Here is a 16,232-nt window from a genome sequence, read left to right as displayed (position 1 = left end):
GGCGCCGCTCAGTTGGCCGGGTGCATCGGCACCGGTTGCGTGCGATGTCCCTCGAGAACGGCGCGGCCCTCGTCGGAGATGGGGCGCGGCCGACCTGTCCTCGGGTCGATCGTGACGACCGTCGTCTCGGCGACCGCGCAGACCTGGCCCGCGGGATCGGTCAAGACGCCCATGAGTGTGTACGACGACGTCCCGATCCGTGAGACGCCGGTCTCGATGGTGACCGGTTCGAAGGAGTACATGAGCACCGCGCGGAACTCGATGACCTGGCGTGCGACCAGAATCGGCAACACCGTCGAGGTTTCCTCGAACCATGTCGCGAACGTGCGCACACGACTCTCCTCGAAGAGCCGGGCGAACTGCACATTGTTGACATGTTCGTTGACATCCATGTCGCCCCAGCGGAGCTGCAGAGAGACCGCGGTGGCGCCCGAGTGCGGCACATGACCAGGACTCGTGGACACTGCCCGGTCGGTGGCGTCGGGCGAAACAGTGGTATCTGACACGTTGTGCAGCCTATCGGGCTGGTCCGACACCAGACCTGGGTGCGTCTCCTCCGCCAGACCTCGGTGCGTCTCCGCCACGCGCAGCACCCGTCTGCGAACATGACGCGTCGGGACACACCGTGACGATCTGACCCGTCGGCGGCGGCGACTCCGTAGACTCCCTCTCCGGGGAGAGACATTGCAGGGGGCCGCGACCCGCCCGGCACGCTTGTTTTTGGGGGATGTGTGAACGTTGAGACCCGCCGTCTACGACTGCGACCGGTCGAGCCGACCGACGTCGATGCGCTGGTGTATCTCGACTCCGACCCGGAGGTCATGCGGTTCGTCTCGGGCGGTCGACCGACGCCGCGCGCGCAGATCTCCGATTGGGTCATCCCCCGAGCACGAGCCGAACTGCGCACCGGGCGCGGCGGGATGTGGGTCGCCATCGATCTGCGCTACCAGTCGTTTCTTGGTTGGGTGCTGCTGCGCGCGCCACGCCACAGCCAGCGCTCGGAGATGGAGCTGAGCTACCGGTTACGCCGCGACACATGGGGCCGCGGCCTCGCCACCGAGGCATCGCGCGCAGTTGTCGGGCTCGCGTTCGACCGGTTGCACACCGAGCGCGTCTTCGCCAGCACCACGCTGCGCAACTCGGCGTCGAGACGAGTGATGGAAAAGCTGGGCATGCGGGTGTCGAGCGTCCGGGCGGGCGGAACCTCGCAGTTCTGGACACCAGGCGGCATCGACGACCTCGACCACGGAAATCGTGAACACGCGGGCGAACTCGAGTACGAACTGCTCATCCACCATTGGGCAGCGCTGATCATGCAGGCCAACGCACGTCATCACCCGCCTGTAGACCTTCCCGCATGACGGCATGGTCGTGCCCCGCGGGGACGACCGGCTGCGGAGTTCCGCACCAACCGAAGGCTCACCGCGACCTTCGACCGATCATTGACTACCGTTGAGAGGTGCGCGCGTCTGCGCGTCGTCCCAGCAATGCGCGAAGGAGATGTTCTCGATCATGAGCAGCCCCGCTCCGACAGCCCCCGCCCGTCCCCGTGTCGTCATCATCGGCTCGGGATTCGGCGGATTGTTCGCCGCGCAGCGACTCGGCAAGGCCGACGTCGACGTCACGTTGATCGCAAAGACCACACACCACCTCTTCCAGCCCATGCTCTACCAGGTCGCAACCGGCATCGTCGCCGAAGGCGAGATCGCGCCTGCGACACGCGTCGTGCTGCGTAAGCAGAACAACACCGCAGTCCTCATGGGTGATGTATTCGAGATCGACCTCAAGAATGGTGTCGTCAAGTCCCGATTGCTCGAGCGGGTCACCGAGACGCCGTTCGACAAGCTGATCATCGCCGCGGGCGCCGATCAGTCGTACTTCGGCAACGACCAGTTCGCCGAGTACGCGCCCGGTATGAAGACCATCGACGACGCCCTCGAGCTACGCGGTCGTATCCTCGGCGCATTTGAGCAGGCCGAGCTCTCCGACGACCCGGCCGAGCGTGACAAGCTACTCACGTTCGTCGTGGTAGGGGCCGGACCAACCGGCGTCGAACTCGCCGGGCAGATCGCGGAGATGAGTGACAAGACCCTCAAGGGCACCTTCCGCAACATCGACCCCACCCAGGCGAGAGTGATCCTGCTCGACGCCGCGCCCGCCGTACTCCCGCCCATGGGACCCAAGCTGGGCAAGAAGGCTGCGCAGCGCCTCGAGAAGCTCGGTGTCGAGATCCAGCTCAACGCGATGGTCGTCGACGTCGACTACGACGGTCTCGTCGTGAAGGAGAAGGACGGCACCACGCGTCGGATCGAGTCGCAGTGCAAGGTGTGGTCGGCCGGTGTGCAGGCCAGCCCCCTCGGGAAGCAACTCGCGGAGCAGTCGGGCGTCGAACTCGATCGCGCCGGACGCGTCAAAGTGCTCGCCGACCTGTCGATCCCGGGGTACCCGGATGTGTTCGTCGTCGGCGACATGATGTCGGTGGAGGGCGTGCCCGGGATGGCGCAGGGTGCGATCCAGGGCGGCAGGTACGCCGCAGACTGCATCAAGAACGAATTGAAGGGCCAGACCCCCGACCAGCGCAAGCCTTTCCACTACCACGACAAGGGTTCGATGGCGACGGTCTCTCGGTTCTCCGCTGTGATGTCGGTGCCGATTCCCGGGACAAAGAAGCGGTTCGAGACCGAGGGGTATTTCGCGTGGGTGGGCTGGCTGGCACTACACCTGGTCTACCTCGTGGGCTTCCGCAACCGCCTCAACACGCTGATCAACTGGTTCTTCGCATTCAGTACGCGCGGTCGTACGCAACTCGCCGTCACCGAGCAGCAGGTCTACGCACGCACCGCCATCGGGCACCTTTCCGAACTGGAGAACAAGCCCGTGTACGAGGTCGAAGGCGAATCAGCGGGCGAGAACGATCCTCAAGACACAGAGACACCGAGCAAGACCGACACCAAGGCCAGCTGACGGTCCGGTCACGGCGCCATCGTGACGAGTTCCAACTCGTCGACGAGGCGTCGTGTATCCGCAACGCTCGCACCCAGCGCAGTAGCGAGTGATCCTCCAGACGCCAGCGACAAGCGGGCCGCGAAGGCCTCCGGGTCGACTTCGTCGCCGCGCGTGTCGGGAAAGCGGAACACGCTGCTCGCCGCGCGCAGGCCAGAACGATGGGCGGTCGAGCCGACCCCCAGTGCCACTCGATGCCGCAGTGCCGGCATCCCATCGACGTCGACGTGCAGCCCGCCCTCCCAGCGTCCGCCTGCATCCTTGTCACCGAGATCCGCCGAGCGCCCGATCTGCACATCCTCGGCCAGCGTGAGGATAGCGTCGTCGGACATCGCGACCACTACCTGTGAACGGTGATCGGCACCCGCGGCCACAACGGTCGGTTCGGGGTGCAGGTGTAGTCGGGCACGCGCGCCGAGTTCGATGTGCCACGACATCGTCGAGTCGACACGTCGACTCGACGGTAGAGCGATGGTCGCAGCGACGCTCCCCAGGTCGAGATGTGCCCCCGCTTCGACGATCACGCGGACCTCGATATCGTCGCCGCCGAGCGGCGTTGCCGCGGTCCCGATGAGATGTGCTGCCTGCGAACCGGTTTGACGGACCGCCAAGCCGCCGGATGCCCGGTGCCGGAAGCGGCGTCCCGGCTCGACGACGATCTCGACTCGGGTGTGCACTATCCCGTCGCCACGGGTGCGGCGAGCTGGGCGCGGACCCACGCCAACACGTCGGTCGCCGCGGGATCGTCGGTGAGCGAGATCATGGCCGTCGGCCTGCCGTCGCGGACCTTCGCCGCATCGCGTCGCATCACGTCGAGGTCGGCGTTGACGCGTTCGGCGAGATCGGTCTTGTTGATCACCAGCAGGTCCGAGTACGTGACGCCCGGTCCGCCCTTACGCGGCACCTTGTCGCCACCGGCGACGTCGATGACGAAGATCTGCACATCGATCAGACCGGTGGAGAACGTCGCGGTCAGGTTGTCGCCGCCGGATTCGACGAGGATGAGATCGAGTGGGGGGTTCGCAGCGACCAGATCATCGATCGCATCGAGATTGGCGGTGATGTCGTCGCGGATAGCGGTGTGCGGGCACCCGCCGGTCTGGACCGCGGTGATCCGTTCGTCGGGCAGGACCGCGTGCCGTCGGAGGAAGTCGGCATCCTCGGTGGTGTAGATGTCGTTGGTGAGTACGGCAACCGAGAGTTCTTCGCGGAGCTGGCGACACAAAGCGGCGACCAGCGCGGTCTTTCCCGACCCGACCGGTCCGCCGACACCGATACGCAGCGCCTCACCCGGCTCACGATGGCGTCTCGGCCGATCGAGGTCGTGGCTGTGCGGTTCTCCGTCGATGAGATGCGGTGGCATGGTGTTCCTTTCGGTGAGAGATGTCCTGCTGGGCGGGGCATCGGGACAGCGACTGATCAGGACATGAACAAGGGCATCGGTTGTCGCTCATGACGTTCGGCGAAGACGTCGAGAACGGGGTCGGACAGATCGGCGAGCCCCACCGCGGCCGACGCCGCCACCCGTTCGCATTCAGGTCCGAGGTCGGCGATCATCAGCGCGACGTCGGCCGGATCGAGTGCGAGCAGTCGCTGCCCGGCAGTCGCCGAGCCGCTCATCGTGGTGTACACGAGGACCAAGGCCGTGTGGAAACCCGACAACCTGCTCGCCTGTCCCACCGAACCGCTGATGACCGGCAGATGTGTCGCAGGCGCGTGTGACGACCAATCCCGGTCGGGCCACATGCGTTTGGCCAGTCGGAGCATCCCGCGCCCCTGCGCGAGAGACGCCTTACGCGCCGCTGCCGATGGCGTCCGAGCATCGGTCTCCCGCAGCGCGGCCGCGACGTCGAGGGCGCCGTCGGCAACCGCCGCCGCGATCGACGCTGCCACCAGACCGCTCGTGGTCACGCGCCGGTGCAGGAACGACGCCAGGTCGCTGACACCCCGGATGAAGCCGTCTGCGATGGCCTGCTCGACGCCGCCCGAGTGCACGTGCCCACCAACGGGCAGTCGAGAGTCCGCCAGGGACAACATCATCGCCAACGGCGCCGTGGTGTGACGGAACTGCTCATCGGACGGTGACATGGTGTGTTCTCGATCGGTGGAGGATTGTGACGTGCTCAGAACAGGAAATAACGTTGTGCCATGGGCAGTTCGGTCACGGGCGGCGCGTCCCAGACCTCACCGTCGACAGTGACGGTGAAGGTATCGGGATCGACGGTGATCTCCGGCCTGGCGTCGTTGTTGGGCATGTCGGCCTTTCCGATGCCACGGGTGTCGGTGACCGGTACAAGTCTGCGTTGTACACCGATCCGCTCGGCGAGGCCCGGATCGCATCCCGGTGCGACGAAGCTGACCGAGGTCGCAGCGGCCAGAGACGCACTCGCCCCGAACATCGGCCGCGGCAGCACCGGCTGCGGTGTGGGTATCGACGCGTTGGCGTCGCCCATCTGCGCCCACGCGATCGCACCGCCCTTGATGACGAGATCTGGTCGGACACCAAAAAATGCCGGGTCCCAGAGGACGAGATCGGCGAGCTTGCCCGTCTCCACCGATCCGATTTCTGCGTCGAATCCGTGCGCTACCGCCGGGCAGATCGTGTACTTGGCGACATAGCGCTGGGCACGGTTGTTGTCCGCGGCACCGTCGCCCGGCAGTGAACCACGTTTGCGCTTCATCACGTGCGCGGTCTGCCAGGTGCGCAACACCACCTCTCCGATACGACCCATCGCCTGGGAATCCGAACCGATCATGGAGATCGCCCCGAGGTCGTGCAGCAGGTCCTCGGCGGCGATCGTCGACGGTCGGATGCGACTTTCGGCGAAGGCGAGATCCTCGGGAACGGTCGGGTTCAGATGGTGGCAGACCATCAGCATGTCGAGGTGCTCGTCGAGAGTGTTCACGGTGTGCGGGCGCGTTGGATTCGTCGAACTCGGAAGGACATTCGGCACCGAGGCCACCGTGATGATGTCGGGTGCGTGCCCACCGCCCGCACCCTCGGTGTGATATGCGTGGATGCTGCGCCCGGCGATGGCGCCGAGCGTCGACTCGACAAAACCCGCCTCGTTGAGAGTGTCGGAGTGCAGTGCGACCTGCACTCCGGTCTCGTCGGCGACTCGAAGGCACGCGTCGATCGCCGCGGGGGTGCTCCCCCAGTCCTCGTGAAGCTTGAATCCCGACGCGCCCGCGCGGATCTGCTCGTGCATGGCCTCCGCACTCACGGTGTTGCCCTTGCCCAGCAGCGCGATGTTCATGGGCCAGCCGTCGGTCGCGGCAAGCATCGACGCGAGGTGCCATGCGCCAGGTGACACAGTGGTCGCCTTGCTGCCCTCCGCCGGACCCGTGCCGCCGCCGATGAGTGTGGTGATGCCGTTACCGAGTGCTTCGTCCATGATCTGCGGGCAGATGAAGTGGACGTGACAGTCGATCGCACCCGCCGTGAGAATCTTGCCGTTGCCTGCAATGATCTCGGTCGACGCACCGATGACCAGATCGGGGTGAACCCCGTCCATGGTGTCGGGGTTGCCGGCCTTCCCCAGTGCGACGATGCGTCCGTCGCGAATTCCGACGTCGGCCTTGATGATTCCCCAGTGATCGAGAATCACCACACCGGTGATGACGGTGTCGGGAGCACCGTCGGCGCGCGTCGCGCGACTCTGCCCCATCGACTCGCGAATCACCTTGCCGCCGCCGAACACAGCCTCGTCGCCGGCGAGACCCGGTCCCCCGCTACGGTCTTCGGTCACCTCGATGAGCAGGTCGGTGTCCGCGAGGCGAATACGGTCGCCGACGGTCGGCCCGAACAGTTGCGCGTAACGATCGCGTCCGAGAGTTGCCATGTCAGTCAACCTTTCCCGGCGCGTCCAACGAGATTCCGTAGACCTCACGGGTTCCGCCGAGAGGAACGAGCGTCACGGTCATCTCGATGCCGGGTTCGAAGCGCACCGCGGTACCGGCGGCGATGTCGAGACGACGCCCCCGCGCAGCGGCCCTGTCGAAATCGAGCGCCGGATTGGCCTGCGGAAAGTGCACGTGACTGCCGACCTGGACCGGTCGATCACCCGTATTCACGACGGTCAGCGTCACGGGGTCCGCCCCTGCATTGAGTTCTATGGTTCCCGAGGCGGCAATAACCTCACCGGGGATCACCGCACGACTGTCGTCGGACATGGCACCTCTCGTTCCTGCAACCGCGCAGGCATCACCTGCGCGCCCGGGTAGGCGACCACGATCGTGGAAGGCCTTGCAGCCGTGGCACTTCGCGTCCCTGTGGCTCCCGAAATTCCTGTGGTTCTCGAAAGTTCTGTGATTCTCGGAGTCAACATCAACCGATCGGATGATGCACGGTGACGAGCTTTGTCCCGTCGGGGAAAGTCGCCTCCACCTGCACGTCATGGAGCATCTCGGGCACCCCGTCCATCACATCCGTGCGGGCGAGCACCTCCCGACCAGACGCCATGAGTTCGGCGACGCTGCGTCCGTCACGCGCACCCTCGAGCACGTGGTCGGTGATCACCGCCACGGCCTCGGGATGATTCAATTTCAAGCCCCTGCCCTGCCTGCGTCGGGCCAGTTCCGCGGCGTAGGAGATGAGCAAACGTTCTTGTTCATGTGGCGACAGGCGCACCTGAACCCCTCTTCACGACGATGCGGGGTCTACCCCCACTGCTGGTGTGGTCATCCTGCCACGCGCGCTCGGCGACGGCTCGGCGAAGCCGCGTCACTCGTCGAGGAGCGCGCCACCGGTGGCCCGCAACTGTGCGAGGCGGATGGCAGTGCACTGCGGCGCGAGCGCGGTGACCTCGGCCTCGGTGAACGCACCGGCGGCCAGACCACGTTCGACGACGAGCGCCAGCGACATCGCGGTGGCCGGCTCGTCGACCACGTCACCCCCGCGACGTGCGAGATAGCCCTGCAGTCGCGCCGCCGCGGGCGGCATCGCCGATCGGAAGAATCCGGTCACCGCGGCCCACCTGGTGATCAGATGACCCGGGTGCATATCCCACCCTTGGTAGTAGCCACGCTCCAGCGAACGAAGGACCAGCGAATGGTGCCGCCGCAACGCGGCCGCCACCTGCGCCTCGTCGCCGGTCGGCATGACCTGGGTCGAGCCGTCACTGAGCCACACACCGGTCTGCGCGGCCGCCGCCTGCATGACGTTCTTGGCGTGGTCGGCCACCGGATGCGCGAGAGACTGCTGCGCCGAGACGATCCCGCACGCGGCGCTGTAGTCATAGGTGCCGTAGTGCAGGCCGCGCAGACGCGGGGCACCGCGGTGGACCGCTTCTCCGACCGTTGCGCGACCATCCGGTCCGAGGATCGCCTGCGGGATCTCGATCTGCAGTTCGTATCGCAGCGAGCCCTCGGGAACCCCATGGACACGCTCGAACTCGGCGCACAGCAGATTCACGGCGTCGACCTGCCGTACGTCGCGCAGCTTCGGCACGGTGAACACGAACCCGTCGGGGATGCCGCCCGCAGCGTCGAGAACCAGCTCGAGGGTGCGCAGGCCACGTCGACGTTCGACGGCCCCGAGCCCCTTGGCCCGCACGCCCGCCGATCGAGGCGCGAACGGCCGGTGCCGCGTCCACTCCGCAAGCACTTCGCCCGCGCGTCGCGCGTCGGCATCCTCGGCGGCGTCGGCACGCCACCCGTACCCGTCTTCGAGGTCGATACGGAGGTCCTCGATCGGGTTTGTCCGTAAGCGGTCGCGCACGATCTGCACAACGTCGTCATCCGCGAGTTCCCCGAGGACAACCGAGGCGGCGTCGGCAATCCTCCGAGCCTCGTCGCCCCATGACCGCGGCGTCTGCTCCTCGGCGTCGGCAGCGCTCACGTACACCGTGTGGACCGGCTGCGGTTCGGCACGGTCTCCGGGATAGAGCGTCGCGAGATCGGCGTCGACGGGTTCGAGCAGGTCCTCGACGGACCGTCGCACGTCATCGCCCAATATGCGGCGGGACGTCACGCGTCCGCGGGCATGTCGATGTTTTGGAGTCGTACCTGCGATGTCGCGAGTACACGTCCGGCGTCGTCGACCATTTCCACCCGCCACAGTTGCTGACGGCGTCCTCGATGGATCGGTGAGGATGTCGCGGTCACGACACCGCTGCTGACCGACCGCAGGAAGTCGGTGTTGTTGTTGACCCCGACGGCCGTCTGTCCTGGTCCCTGCGTGGACAGCCACACGAAGGCACTGGTGCTTGCAACGCTTTCCGCGATCGCGCAGTACACGCCGCCGTGCACGATGCCGAACGGCTGGTGATGATGTGCCTGGATTTCCAGGGTCGCGACGACGTGGTCCTCGTCCATCTCCGTGAACTGCAGACCCAGCGTCGCGTCGAGGCCCTTGGCCAGGAACTGCCCGAGATTGTCCGTGTCAACTGTCATGCGAACAAGACTGTCACGACGATCACCGACCGGCATCGCAGACCCTCACCGCGCCAGCGATACGCCTGTGATCTTCGACGGAGCAGCACTCGGGCGTCGAACCACGGGAACCAGTAAGCCCCACATCCCGTTGGGGATGTGGGGCTTACCGCGACGTGGACCGGGGGTCTCTGCAGCCCTCAGGACTCTCGCGCGGTCCGACGTTGTCATGAATGTAGGCTAGCCTTACCAATGCTGTCAAGCGTCCCGGGGGATTACTTGGGGCCGGCATCGAGCGAACAGAGGAAACGGCAGTAAAATGCGAAAGATGAACGGATTGGGTGATCTCGAGCGCGCGGTGATGGACTCCCTCTGGGAGAGTCCGACCCCGCAGACCGTTCGACAAGTCCACGCGGACCTGTCCCGCGATCGATCGCTCGCCTACACCACGGTGATGACCGTGCTGCAACGTCTGGCGAAGAAGAACCTGGTCACCCAGATCCGCGAGGATCGCGCACACAAGTACGTGCCCACCCATCCTCGAGAAGACCTCGTCGCGTCCTTGATGGTCGATGCTCTGAGCGAGGCGCACGCACCGGGATCGCGTCACGCGGCGCTTGTCAGCTTCGTCGGTCGCGTCGGTGCGGACGAAGCCGCAGCACTGCGCCGCGCACTCGATGAACTCGAAGCCGCACGAGGACCGCAGGAGACCAGCTAGATTCACTCTTGCACGGTTGATTCACTCTCCTACACAGCCCACCGCTAGGACAGCACTCGATGACCGCACTGCTCTTCGGCATCATGACGCTGGTGTTCGTCGGCCCTGCCCCCGAGGCGTTGTCGCGAGCCCAGTGGCCGATCCGCGCACCACGCGCGGCGATGACCCTGTGGCAGGCCATTGCACTCGCCGCTGTCCTGTCCGCATTCAGCTGCGGGTTGGCCATTGCAGCCAACCTGCTCTCCCCCGGGCCAGACGGGGCGCCGACGACGCACCCTCTCCGTGAGATCGAACGTGTGGGCCTGCCGCTGTGGATCGGCTATGTCGGCGTTTTCGCTCTCACCCTGATCATCGGCGCCCGGTTGATGTTCACCGTCGTGCGGGTCGGGGTGCGCACCCGCGCGCGCCGGGCAAAACATCGGCAACTCATCGACATTCTCGATCGGTGCGACCGCTCGGATCAGACCCATCCTCTGTTCGGCCGCGACATCCGCATGATCGACGTCGAACAACCCCTCGCCTATTGCCTGCCCGGTATCCGTCAACGTGTCGTTCTGAGCGAAGGCGTGGTGTCCCGACTCTCGCGCGACGAACTCGTCGCCGTCATCGCACACGAGCGCGCGCACCTGCGTGCACGCCACGACCTCGTTCTCGAAGCCTTCATCGCCCTTCACGAGGCGTTTCCCCGCTTCGTGCGCAGTTCATCGGCCCTCGGATCGGTCGAACTCCTCGTGGAGGCACTTGCCGACGATCAGGCCGTCCGCGCCACCGCCCCCACAACCCTCGGACGAGCGCTTGTGGCGTGCGCTGATGCCGTCGCACCACGCGGCGCGATGGCCGTAGGAGGACCGACAACCCTGACGCGCGTGCACCGGCTGCGCCACGACCGCGCGCCGATCTGGCTGGTCACCATTGCCTATTCCGGCGCGATCGCGATCCTCGTCGTGCCGACGCTCGCGGTCGCGATTCCCTGGCTCACGGAGCTGAGCAGGCTCGTCGCCTCGCACTGAGGCTGAGCAGGCTCGTCGCCTCGCACTGAGGCTGAGCAGGCTCGCCCGCGTCGCAGTGAGACTCTGCGCACGGCCACCGACCTCCTCGGATCGCGCGGGTATCTGGGATCGGCCGCACGTTATGCGACACTTCGGGCACCACGGACCACAGGATGCCGTCGAGGCAATAGGCTGATGGCATGACCAACTCCGCCACATCGTCCGCGTCGTCGAAGGCCCAGATCGGAGTCACCGGCCTGGCAGTCATGGGCTCCAACATCGCCCGCAATTTCGCCCACCACGGCTACACCGTGGCGCTCCACAACCGCTCCATCGCCAAGACCGACGCCCTCATCGACGAGCACGGCGGCGAGGGCGACTTCATCCGCACCGAGACGATGCAGGAATTCGTCGACGCCCTCGAGAAACCGCGCCGCGTGCTGATCATGGTCAAGGCGGGAGATCCCACCGATGCCGTCATCTCCGAGCTGGCCGACGTGATGGAGAAGGGCGACATCATCATCGATGGCGGCAACTCTCTCTTCACCGACACGATTCGTCGCGAGGCGGCGATGGCCGAACGCGGCTTGAACTTCATCGGCGCCGGCATCTCAGGCGGCGAGGAGGGCGCGCTGAACGGTCCGTCGATCATGCCCGGCGGCCCGGCGGTGTCCTACGAATCGGTCGGCCCGATGCTCGAGAAGATCTCCGCGCATGTCGACGGCGAGCCCTGCTGTACCCACATCGGGCCCGACGGCAGCGGCCACTTCGTGAAGATGGTGCACAACGGCATCGAGTACGCCGACATGCAGCTCATCGGAGAGGCGTACGACCTGATGCGCCGAGGCCTCGGCATGGCACCTGCGGAGATCGCCGACGTCTTCGCCGAATGGAACAAGGGCGAACTCGAGAGCTACCTCGTCGAGATCACCGCGCAGGTGCTCGCACAGGTCGACGCAGAAACCGGAAAACCGCTGGTCGACGTGATCGTCGACCAGGCAGGTCAGAAGGGCACCGGCCGCTGGACGGTGAAGGCCGCGCTCGACCTCGGCATTCCGGTCACCGGTATCGCCGAGGCGGTGTTCGCCCGCGCACTGTCGAGTGCCGCTGATCAGCGCTCCGCTGCGACCTCACTCGCCTCCGGAACTCTCGCGGAGGCGCCGAAGGACAAAAAGCAGTTCATCGAGGACATTCGCCGCGCGCTCTACGCGTCGAAGATGGTCGCCTATGCACAGGGATTCGACGAAATCAGCGCCGGCAGCCAGGAATACGGATGGAATGTCGACCGCGGCGCTCTCGCCACGATCTGGCGCGGCGGGTGCATCATCCGCGCCAAGTTCCTCAACAGGATTCGGGACGCCTACGCCGACAATGCCGATCTGCCGAGCCTGTTGCTCGCGCCGTACTTCACCGACGCGGTGGAGTCGTCGCTCGACAGCTGGCGCCGCGTGGTGTCGACGGCGACTCTGATGGGCGTGCCCGTCCCCGCGTTCGCGTCGTCGATCTCCTACTACGACGGCCTGCGCAGCGAACGGCTTCCGGCAGCACTCACACAGGGCCTCCGCGACTACTTCGGTGCTCACACCTACAAGCGGATCGACAAGCCAGGTACCTTCCACACACTGTGGGGCCAGGATCGCACCGAGGTGAAGACCGACTGAACGTCGGGGGTGACGACCGATTGAACGTCGGGGGTGACGACCGACTCAACGCAACAGTCGAGGATCGGACCGGCACCGAGAACGCGTCGACGGTGCTGGTGATCTCTCCACATCTCGACGATGCGGTCTACTCCGCGGGTGCCGCATTGTCCGCAATGGACGACGTCGTCGTCGTGACCATGTTGGCCGGTCGGCCCGATCCGCCGCAATACACCGAGTGGGATCGGTCGACGGGCTTCGCGTCGTCGACCGAAGCGGTCGACGTCCGACGGGCCGAAGACGAGAAGGCTGTCGCGACTCTCGGCGCCCGGTCGGTGCATCTCGACTTCCTCGATCAGCAGTACGGTGGCGCCGACCTCGCAGCGTTGACCGCCGCCGTGTCCGATCTCGTGGAAAAGCACCAGCCGCAGGTGGTCATCGGGCCGCTCGGTGTGCGGCATGCCGACCACAAGGTCGTACGCAATGCGGTTCTCGCGGCGCACGTGCCGGTGACGTTGTGGATGTACGCCGATCTTCCCTACTGCAACGTCAGCCGCAGCGACGAGATGGCCAGTCGCGACGCCCTTCGCTGGCGCGGATGCGTGTTGACTCCCGTGCACCCGCCCACCGGTTCGATGGAGGTCAAGCGCGCGGCCGTCGAGTGCTATCCGACACAGAACACACAGTTCGATCTCGACAACATCGTTGCGCGCGAACGCTTCTGGGAAATCTCACGCGACCTGCGATGAGTCACCGGACGCGAAGCACTCGCGCGTACGTCGACGGCGATGCCGCCATACCGACCGCAGATGCCGCCGACCGCAGCTGACCGTCGGCGATCAGCGGGACGACGTCGATGAGTGAGGACCGTCGACGCGACTCGGCGATCAGCGACCGGAGCAGGTCTTCGTCACCGGAGTCGGCGTGCGCGGCGCGCATGGCCATGTGCGCCGCGGGTATGAGGACCTCTCGATATCGGAAGGCACGGGCGAGTGCCGCGGTCCGGCCCGCTGTACAGAACGCATTCCGATCGACGAGCTCGGGCACCAGTCGGGCGACCTCGTCGCCCATCGCGAAGACGTCGGCTGTGTGTGTACAGGTGACCTGCGACGTCGAATCGGGGTGCTGCCGATACCAGAGCAGCGAGTCATCGACGAGGGCGACGCGGTCGGCCCGGAGAGCGAGCCGCAAGGTTGCAGCCATGTCCTCGTATGCCCTGCGCTCGTCCCAGGGCGCGTCGCCGAGGATGTCGCGGCGGAACACTCGCGCGGGCGGGTACGCCTTTACCCTGCCCCGCAGGAGCATTCGGGCGAACTCGTCACCACTGACCGCGGAACGGCGCGCTCGTCGCCGTTCGGCAACGCCGAGCGGCCCGCCTTTCTCATCGACGAACATCGTGCGACACGACGCGAAGTCGGCGCGTTCGCGGATCAGTGCGGCGAGCATGCGTACGGTGAACGCGGGGTCGGCGAGATCGTCGCTGTCGAAGAACCAGACGACGTCACCGGTCGCGGCGCGTACACCGGCATTGCGCGCGAATCCTGCGCCGTGATTGCGATCGAGCTCGACGACGTGGTGGTCTAACCCGGCCGACGTGAGGATGCGCGTCGCAAGCCCTATCGAACCGTCGCCGCCATGGTCGTCGACCAGAACGATCTCATCAGGAGGTCGGCGCTGACCCAGGATCGATCGCAGACACGGCTCGATGTACCGAGCGCTCCGGTACACCGGGATGACCACGGATAGACGCATCCGATCGGGCGTCGACGCCACCTCGCCCACTCGCTCCCCGTTCCCAGTCACCCCACAGCCATCTCGCAGCAAAGTTAGCCTACCCTTGGACGCGGTGAAAGAGTCCGATCGTCCGACTCGCACCGCAGCGCCGACTGGCGACGGCCCGCGATCTCGTGCCCGGTACAGTGTGTGTACGTGCGCTTTCTCTCGGGACACTCACCCGCATACGACCTCACCTACGACGACGTCTTCGTCGTTCCGTCACGCAGTGACGTGATCTCCCGATTCGACGTCGATCTCGCGTCGTCGGACGGCTCCGGTACAACCATCCCGGTCGTCGTCGCGAACATGACCGCCGTCGCGGGCAAGCGTATGGCCGAAACCGTCGCCCGCCGCGGTGGCCTCGTCGTTCTGCCCCAAGACCTGCCGATCCCGGCCGTCGAGTCGAGTATCGCGTTCGTCAAGTCGCGGGATCTCGTCGCCGACACCCCGGTGACGCTGGGCCTCGACGATTCCGTCAGCGACGCGCTCGCGCTCATCACCAAGCGTGCACACGGCATCGTGGTGGTCGTCGACGCAGATGGTCGCCCCGTCGGCACCGTGGACGAGGCTGCCTGCACGGACGTCGACCGTTTCACCCGCCTCGGGGACGTCCTCGACCGCGGATTCGCGTCGGTGGCCTCGGGAACCGACGTCCGCGAGGTGTTCGAGATCCTCGACGCCGCGCACCAGCACGCTGCGATCATGCTCGACGCCGACGGCCGTCTAGCTGGCGTCGTCACCCGTACGGGCGCTCTGCGCAGCGGCATCTACCGGCCGGCCGTCGACGACGAGAACAGGCTGCGTATCGCGACGGCAGTCGGCATCAACGGCGACGTCGTCGGCAAGGCGAAGGCGCTGGTGGCTGCCGGTTCTGATCTGTTGGTCATCGACACAGCGCACGGCCACCAGGACAAGATGCTCTCGGCCCTCGACGCCGTCGCCACCGCCGACCTCGGCGTCCCGCTCGCCGCGGGCAACGTCGTGTCGGCAGCGGGCACACGCGACCTGATCAACGCAGGCGCCGACATCGTCAAGGTCGGCGTCGGGCCCGGCGCGATGTGCACCACGAGGATGATGACCGGCGTGGGGCGCCCACAGTTCTCCGCTGTCGCCGAATGTTCCACCACTGCAGCAGAGCTGGGCAAGCACGTGTGGGCTGACGGGGGTGTGCGCCACCCCCGCGACGTCGCACTGGCCATTGCCGCAGGCGCGTCGAACGTGATGATCGGTTCGTGGTTTGCGGGGACGTTCGAGTCGCCCGGCGACCTCAAGCGCGATGCGTCCGGAGCGCTGTACAAGGAGAGCTTCGGCATGGCCTCCAAACGCGCCGTTGCCGCGCGGACCTCCGCAGACAGCGCGTTCGATCAGGCCCGCAAGGCCCTGTTCGAGGAGGGCATCTCGAGTTCCCGGATCAAGCTCGACGCCGAGCGTCCGAGCGTCGAAGACCTCATCGACCACATCTGCTCGGGGGTGCGCAGCACCGCGACCTACACCGGTGCGCGCTCGCTCGGCGAACTCCGCGAGCGCGTGGTTCTCGGAGTGCAGTCGCCCGCGGGCTTCGCCGAGGGCAAGCCGCTGCCCACCGGTTGGTGAGCCGTCGCCGTTGTCGCACTTAGAATGGTCTGCGTTGCCCGCGGAGTGCACCGACTCCGCGGCGTTTGTCCCCGGCCACTCGGTGCATCATGGAGGATGGCCTGTGCCACAGGCACCGGACGTGCCCACACTCACTCGACC

General features: G+C 66.3%; 18 protein-coding genes. 7 read left to right on the top strand and 11 right to left on the bottom strand.

Annotated elements, in window-relative coordinates; translation table 11 throughout:
- Positions 1-8 precede the first annotated feature (8 nt).
- A complete protein-coding gene (locus tag GOACH_RS16315; RefSeq protein WP_157227784.1) occupies positions 9-506 on the bottom strand; it encodes an acyl-CoA thioesterase in 498 nt (165 codons plus the stop codon).
- 225 nt (positions 507-731) lie between these two features.
- On the opposite strand from GOACH_RS16315, the gene GOACH_RS16310 reads away from it, so the two are divergent.
- Both GOACH_RS16310 and GOACH_RS16305 read left to right on the top strand, forming a co-directional pair.
- Positions 732-1,361, top strand: a complete 630-nt coding sequence (locus tag GOACH_RS16310; RefSeq protein ID WP_005177005.1) for a GNAT family N-acetyltransferase — start codon at positions 732-734, stop codon at positions 1,359-1,361.
- A 151-nt stretch (positions 1,362-1,512) separates the two neighbouring features.
- On the top strand, positions 1,513-2,964 hold the full coding sequence (locus GOACH_RS16305) for an NAD(P)/FAD-dependent oxidoreductase (RefSeq protein ID WP_005177002.1): 1,452 nt from the start codon (positions 1,513-1,515) through the stop codon (positions 2,962-2,964).
- Positions 2,965-2,972: 8 nt separating this feature from the next.
- On the opposite strand, the gene GOACH_RS16300 is transcribed toward GOACH_RS16305, so the two are convergent.
- The 9 genes from GOACH_RS16300 to GOACH_RS23805 form a co-directional block, all read right to left on the bottom strand.
- Positions 2,973-3,680 carry an urease accessory protein UreD gene (locus GOACH_RS16300; protein WP_005177000.1) on the bottom strand — a complete coding sequence of 236 codons (708 nt, stop codon included), beginning with the start codon at positions 3,678-3,680 and terminating at the stop codon, positions 2,973-2,975.
- Entirely contained in the window at positions 3,680-4,366 is a 687-nt protein-coding gene (ureG, locus tag GOACH_RS16295) for an urease accessory protein UreG (protein WP_005176997.1), read from the bottom strand. Before ureG ends, GOACH_RS16300 begins: the two co-directional genes overlap by 1 nt.
- Positions 4,367-4,422: 56 nt before the next feature.
- Positions 4,423-5,091: an urease accessory protein UreF gene (locus GOACH_RS16290; protein ID WP_005176996.1), complete on the bottom strand. Its 669-nt coding sequence runs from the start codon at positions 5,089-5,091 to the stop codon at positions 4,423-4,425.
- A gap of 35 nt (positions 5,092-5,126) precedes the next feature.
- Positions 5,127-6,845: an urease subunit alpha gene (locus tag GOACH_RS16285; RefSeq protein ID WP_005176995.1), complete on the bottom strand. Its 1,719-nt coding sequence runs from the start codon at positions 6,843-6,845 to the stop codon at positions 5,127-5,129.
- Position 6,846: 1 nt separating this feature from the next.
- Positions 6,847-7,176, bottom strand: a complete 330-nt coding sequence (locus GOACH_RS16280; protein ID WP_005176994.1) for an urease subunit beta — start codon at positions 7,174-7,176, stop codon at positions 6,847-6,849.
- A 154-nt stretch (positions 7,177-7,330) separates the two neighbouring features.
- A complete protein-coding gene (locus GOACH_RS16275) occupies positions 7,331-7,633 on the bottom strand; it encodes an urease subunit gamma (RefSeq protein ID WP_040518977.1) in 303 nt (100 codons plus the stop codon).
- A gap of 93 nt (positions 7,634-7,726) precedes the next feature.
- The gene (locus tag GOACH_RS16270) at positions 7,727-8,944 is read right to left on the bottom strand and encodes a DUF6986 family protein (RefSeq protein WP_005176992.1); all 1,218 of its coding nucleotides are present in this window, start codon (positions 8,942-8,944) and stop codon (positions 7,727-7,729) included.
- A 26-nt stretch (positions 8,945-8,970) separates the two neighbouring features.
- Positions 8,971-9,396, bottom strand: a complete 426-nt coding sequence (locus GOACH_RS16265; RefSeq protein ID WP_005176991.1) for a PaaI family thioesterase — start codon at positions 9,394-9,396, stop codon at positions 8,971-8,973.
- Between the two features lie 45 nt (positions 9,397-9,441).
- Positions 9,442-9,606 (bottom strand): hypothetical protein, encoded by a 165-nt coding sequence (locus tag GOACH_RS23805; RefSeq protein WP_157227781.1) that lies wholly within the window; start codon positions 9,604-9,606, stop codon positions 9,442-9,444.
- 88 nt (positions 9,607-9,694) lie between these two features.
- On the opposite strand from GOACH_RS23805, the gene GOACH_RS16260 reads away from it, so the two are divergent.
- The 4 genes from GOACH_RS16260 (at position 9,695) to GOACH_RS16245 (ending at position 13,471) form a co-directional block, all read left to right on the top strand.
- Entirely contained in the window at positions 9,695-10,093 is a 399-nt protein-coding gene (locus GOACH_RS16260) for a BlaI/MecI/CopY family transcriptional regulator (protein WP_005176990.1), read from the top strand.
- A gap of 59 nt (positions 10,094-10,152) precedes the next feature.
- A complete protein-coding gene (locus tag GOACH_RS16255; protein WP_005176989.1) occupies positions 10,153-11,103 on the top strand; it encodes a M56 family metallopeptidase in 951 nt (316 codons plus the stop codon).
- 179 nt (positions 11,104-11,282) lie between these two features.
- Positions 11,283-12,743 carry an NADP-dependent phosphogluconate dehydrogenase gene (gnd, locus tag GOACH_RS16250; RefSeq protein WP_005176986.1) on the top strand — a complete coding sequence of 487 codons (1,461 nt, stop codon included), beginning with the start codon at positions 11,283-11,285 and terminating at the stop codon, positions 12,741-12,743.
- 20 nt (positions 12,744-12,763) lie between these two features.
- The gene (locus GOACH_RS16245) at positions 12,764-13,471 is read left to right on the top strand and encodes a PIG-L deacetylase family protein (RefSeq protein WP_005176983.1); all 708 of its coding nucleotides are present in this window, start codon (positions 12,764-12,766) and stop codon (positions 13,469-13,471) included.
- 1 nt (position 13,472) lies between these two features.
- Here the strand turns inward: GOACH_RS16245 and GOACH_RS16240 are convergent, their stop codons facing one another.
- Positions 13,473-14,525: a glycosyltransferase family 2 protein gene (locus GOACH_RS16240; RefSeq protein WP_245551921.1), complete on the bottom strand. Its 1,053-nt coding sequence runs from the start codon at positions 14,523-14,525 to the stop codon at positions 13,473-13,475.
- Between the two features lie 126 nt (positions 14,526-14,651).
- Between GOACH_RS16240 and guaB1 the strand changes: the two genes are divergently transcribed.
- Positions 14,652-16,091 carry a GMP reductase gene (guaB1, locus tag GOACH_RS16235; RefSeq protein WP_040518997.1) on the top strand — a complete coding sequence of 480 codons (1,440 nt, stop codon included), beginning with the start codon at positions 14,652-14,654 and terminating at the stop codon, positions 16,089-16,091.
- Positions 16,092-16,232 lie beyond the last annotated feature (141 nt).

Source organism: Gordonia aichiensis NBRC 108223 (assembly GCF_000332975.1).
In the GTDB taxonomy this organism is placed as follows: domain Bacteria; phylum Actinomycetota; class Actinomycetes; order Mycobacteriales; family Mycobacteriaceae; genus Gordonia; species Gordonia aichiensis.
Note: the sequence above shows the minus strand (reverse complement) of the source record. Positions and strands in the feature narration are given on the sequence as shown.

What these genes read in the sequence shown, in the direction of transcription:
- ureG (WP_005176997.1), bottom strand. Translation starts at nt 4,366, where the DNA reads ATGCCACCGCATCTCATCGACGGAGAACCGCACAGCCACGACCTCGAT.
- GOACH_RS16305 (WP_005177002.1), top strand. Translation starts at nt 1,513, where the DNA reads ATGAGCAGCCCCGCTCCGACAGCCCCCGCCCGTCCCCGTGTCGTCATC.
- GOACH_RS16285 (WP_005176995.1), bottom strand. Translation starts at nt 6,845, where the DNA reads ATGGCAACTCTCGGACGCGATCGTTACGCGCAACTGTTCGGGCCGACC.
- GOACH_RS23805 (WP_157227781.1), bottom strand. Translation starts at nt 9,606, where the DNA reads ATGACAACGTCGGACCGCGCGAGAGTCCTGAGGGCTGCAGAGACCCCC.
- GOACH_RS16290 (WP_005176996.1), bottom strand. Translation starts at nt 5,091, where the DNA reads ATGTCACCGTCCGATGAGCAGTTCCGTCACACCACGGCGCCGTTGGCG.
- GOACH_RS16255 (WP_005176989.1), top strand. Translation starts at nt 10,153, where the DNA reads ATGACCGCACTGCTCTTCGGCATCATGACGCTGGTGTTCGTCGGCCCT.
- GOACH_RS16265 (WP_005176991.1), bottom strand. Translation starts at nt 9,396, where the DNA reads ATGACAGTTGACACGGACAATCTCGGGCAGTTCCTGGCCAAGGGCCTC.
- GOACH_RS16260 (WP_005176990.1), top strand. Translation starts at nt 9,695, where the DNA reads ATGCGAAAGATGAACGGATTGGGTGATCTCGAGCGCGCGGTGATGGAC.
- GOACH_RS16280 (WP_005176994.1), bottom strand. Translation starts at nt 7,176, where the DNA reads ATGTCCGACGACAGTCGTGCGGTGATCCCCGGTGAGGTTATTGCCGCC.
- gnd (WP_005176986.1), top strand. Translation starts at nt 11,283, where the DNA reads ATGACCAACTCCGCCACATCGTCCGCGTCGTCGAAGGCCCAGATCGGA.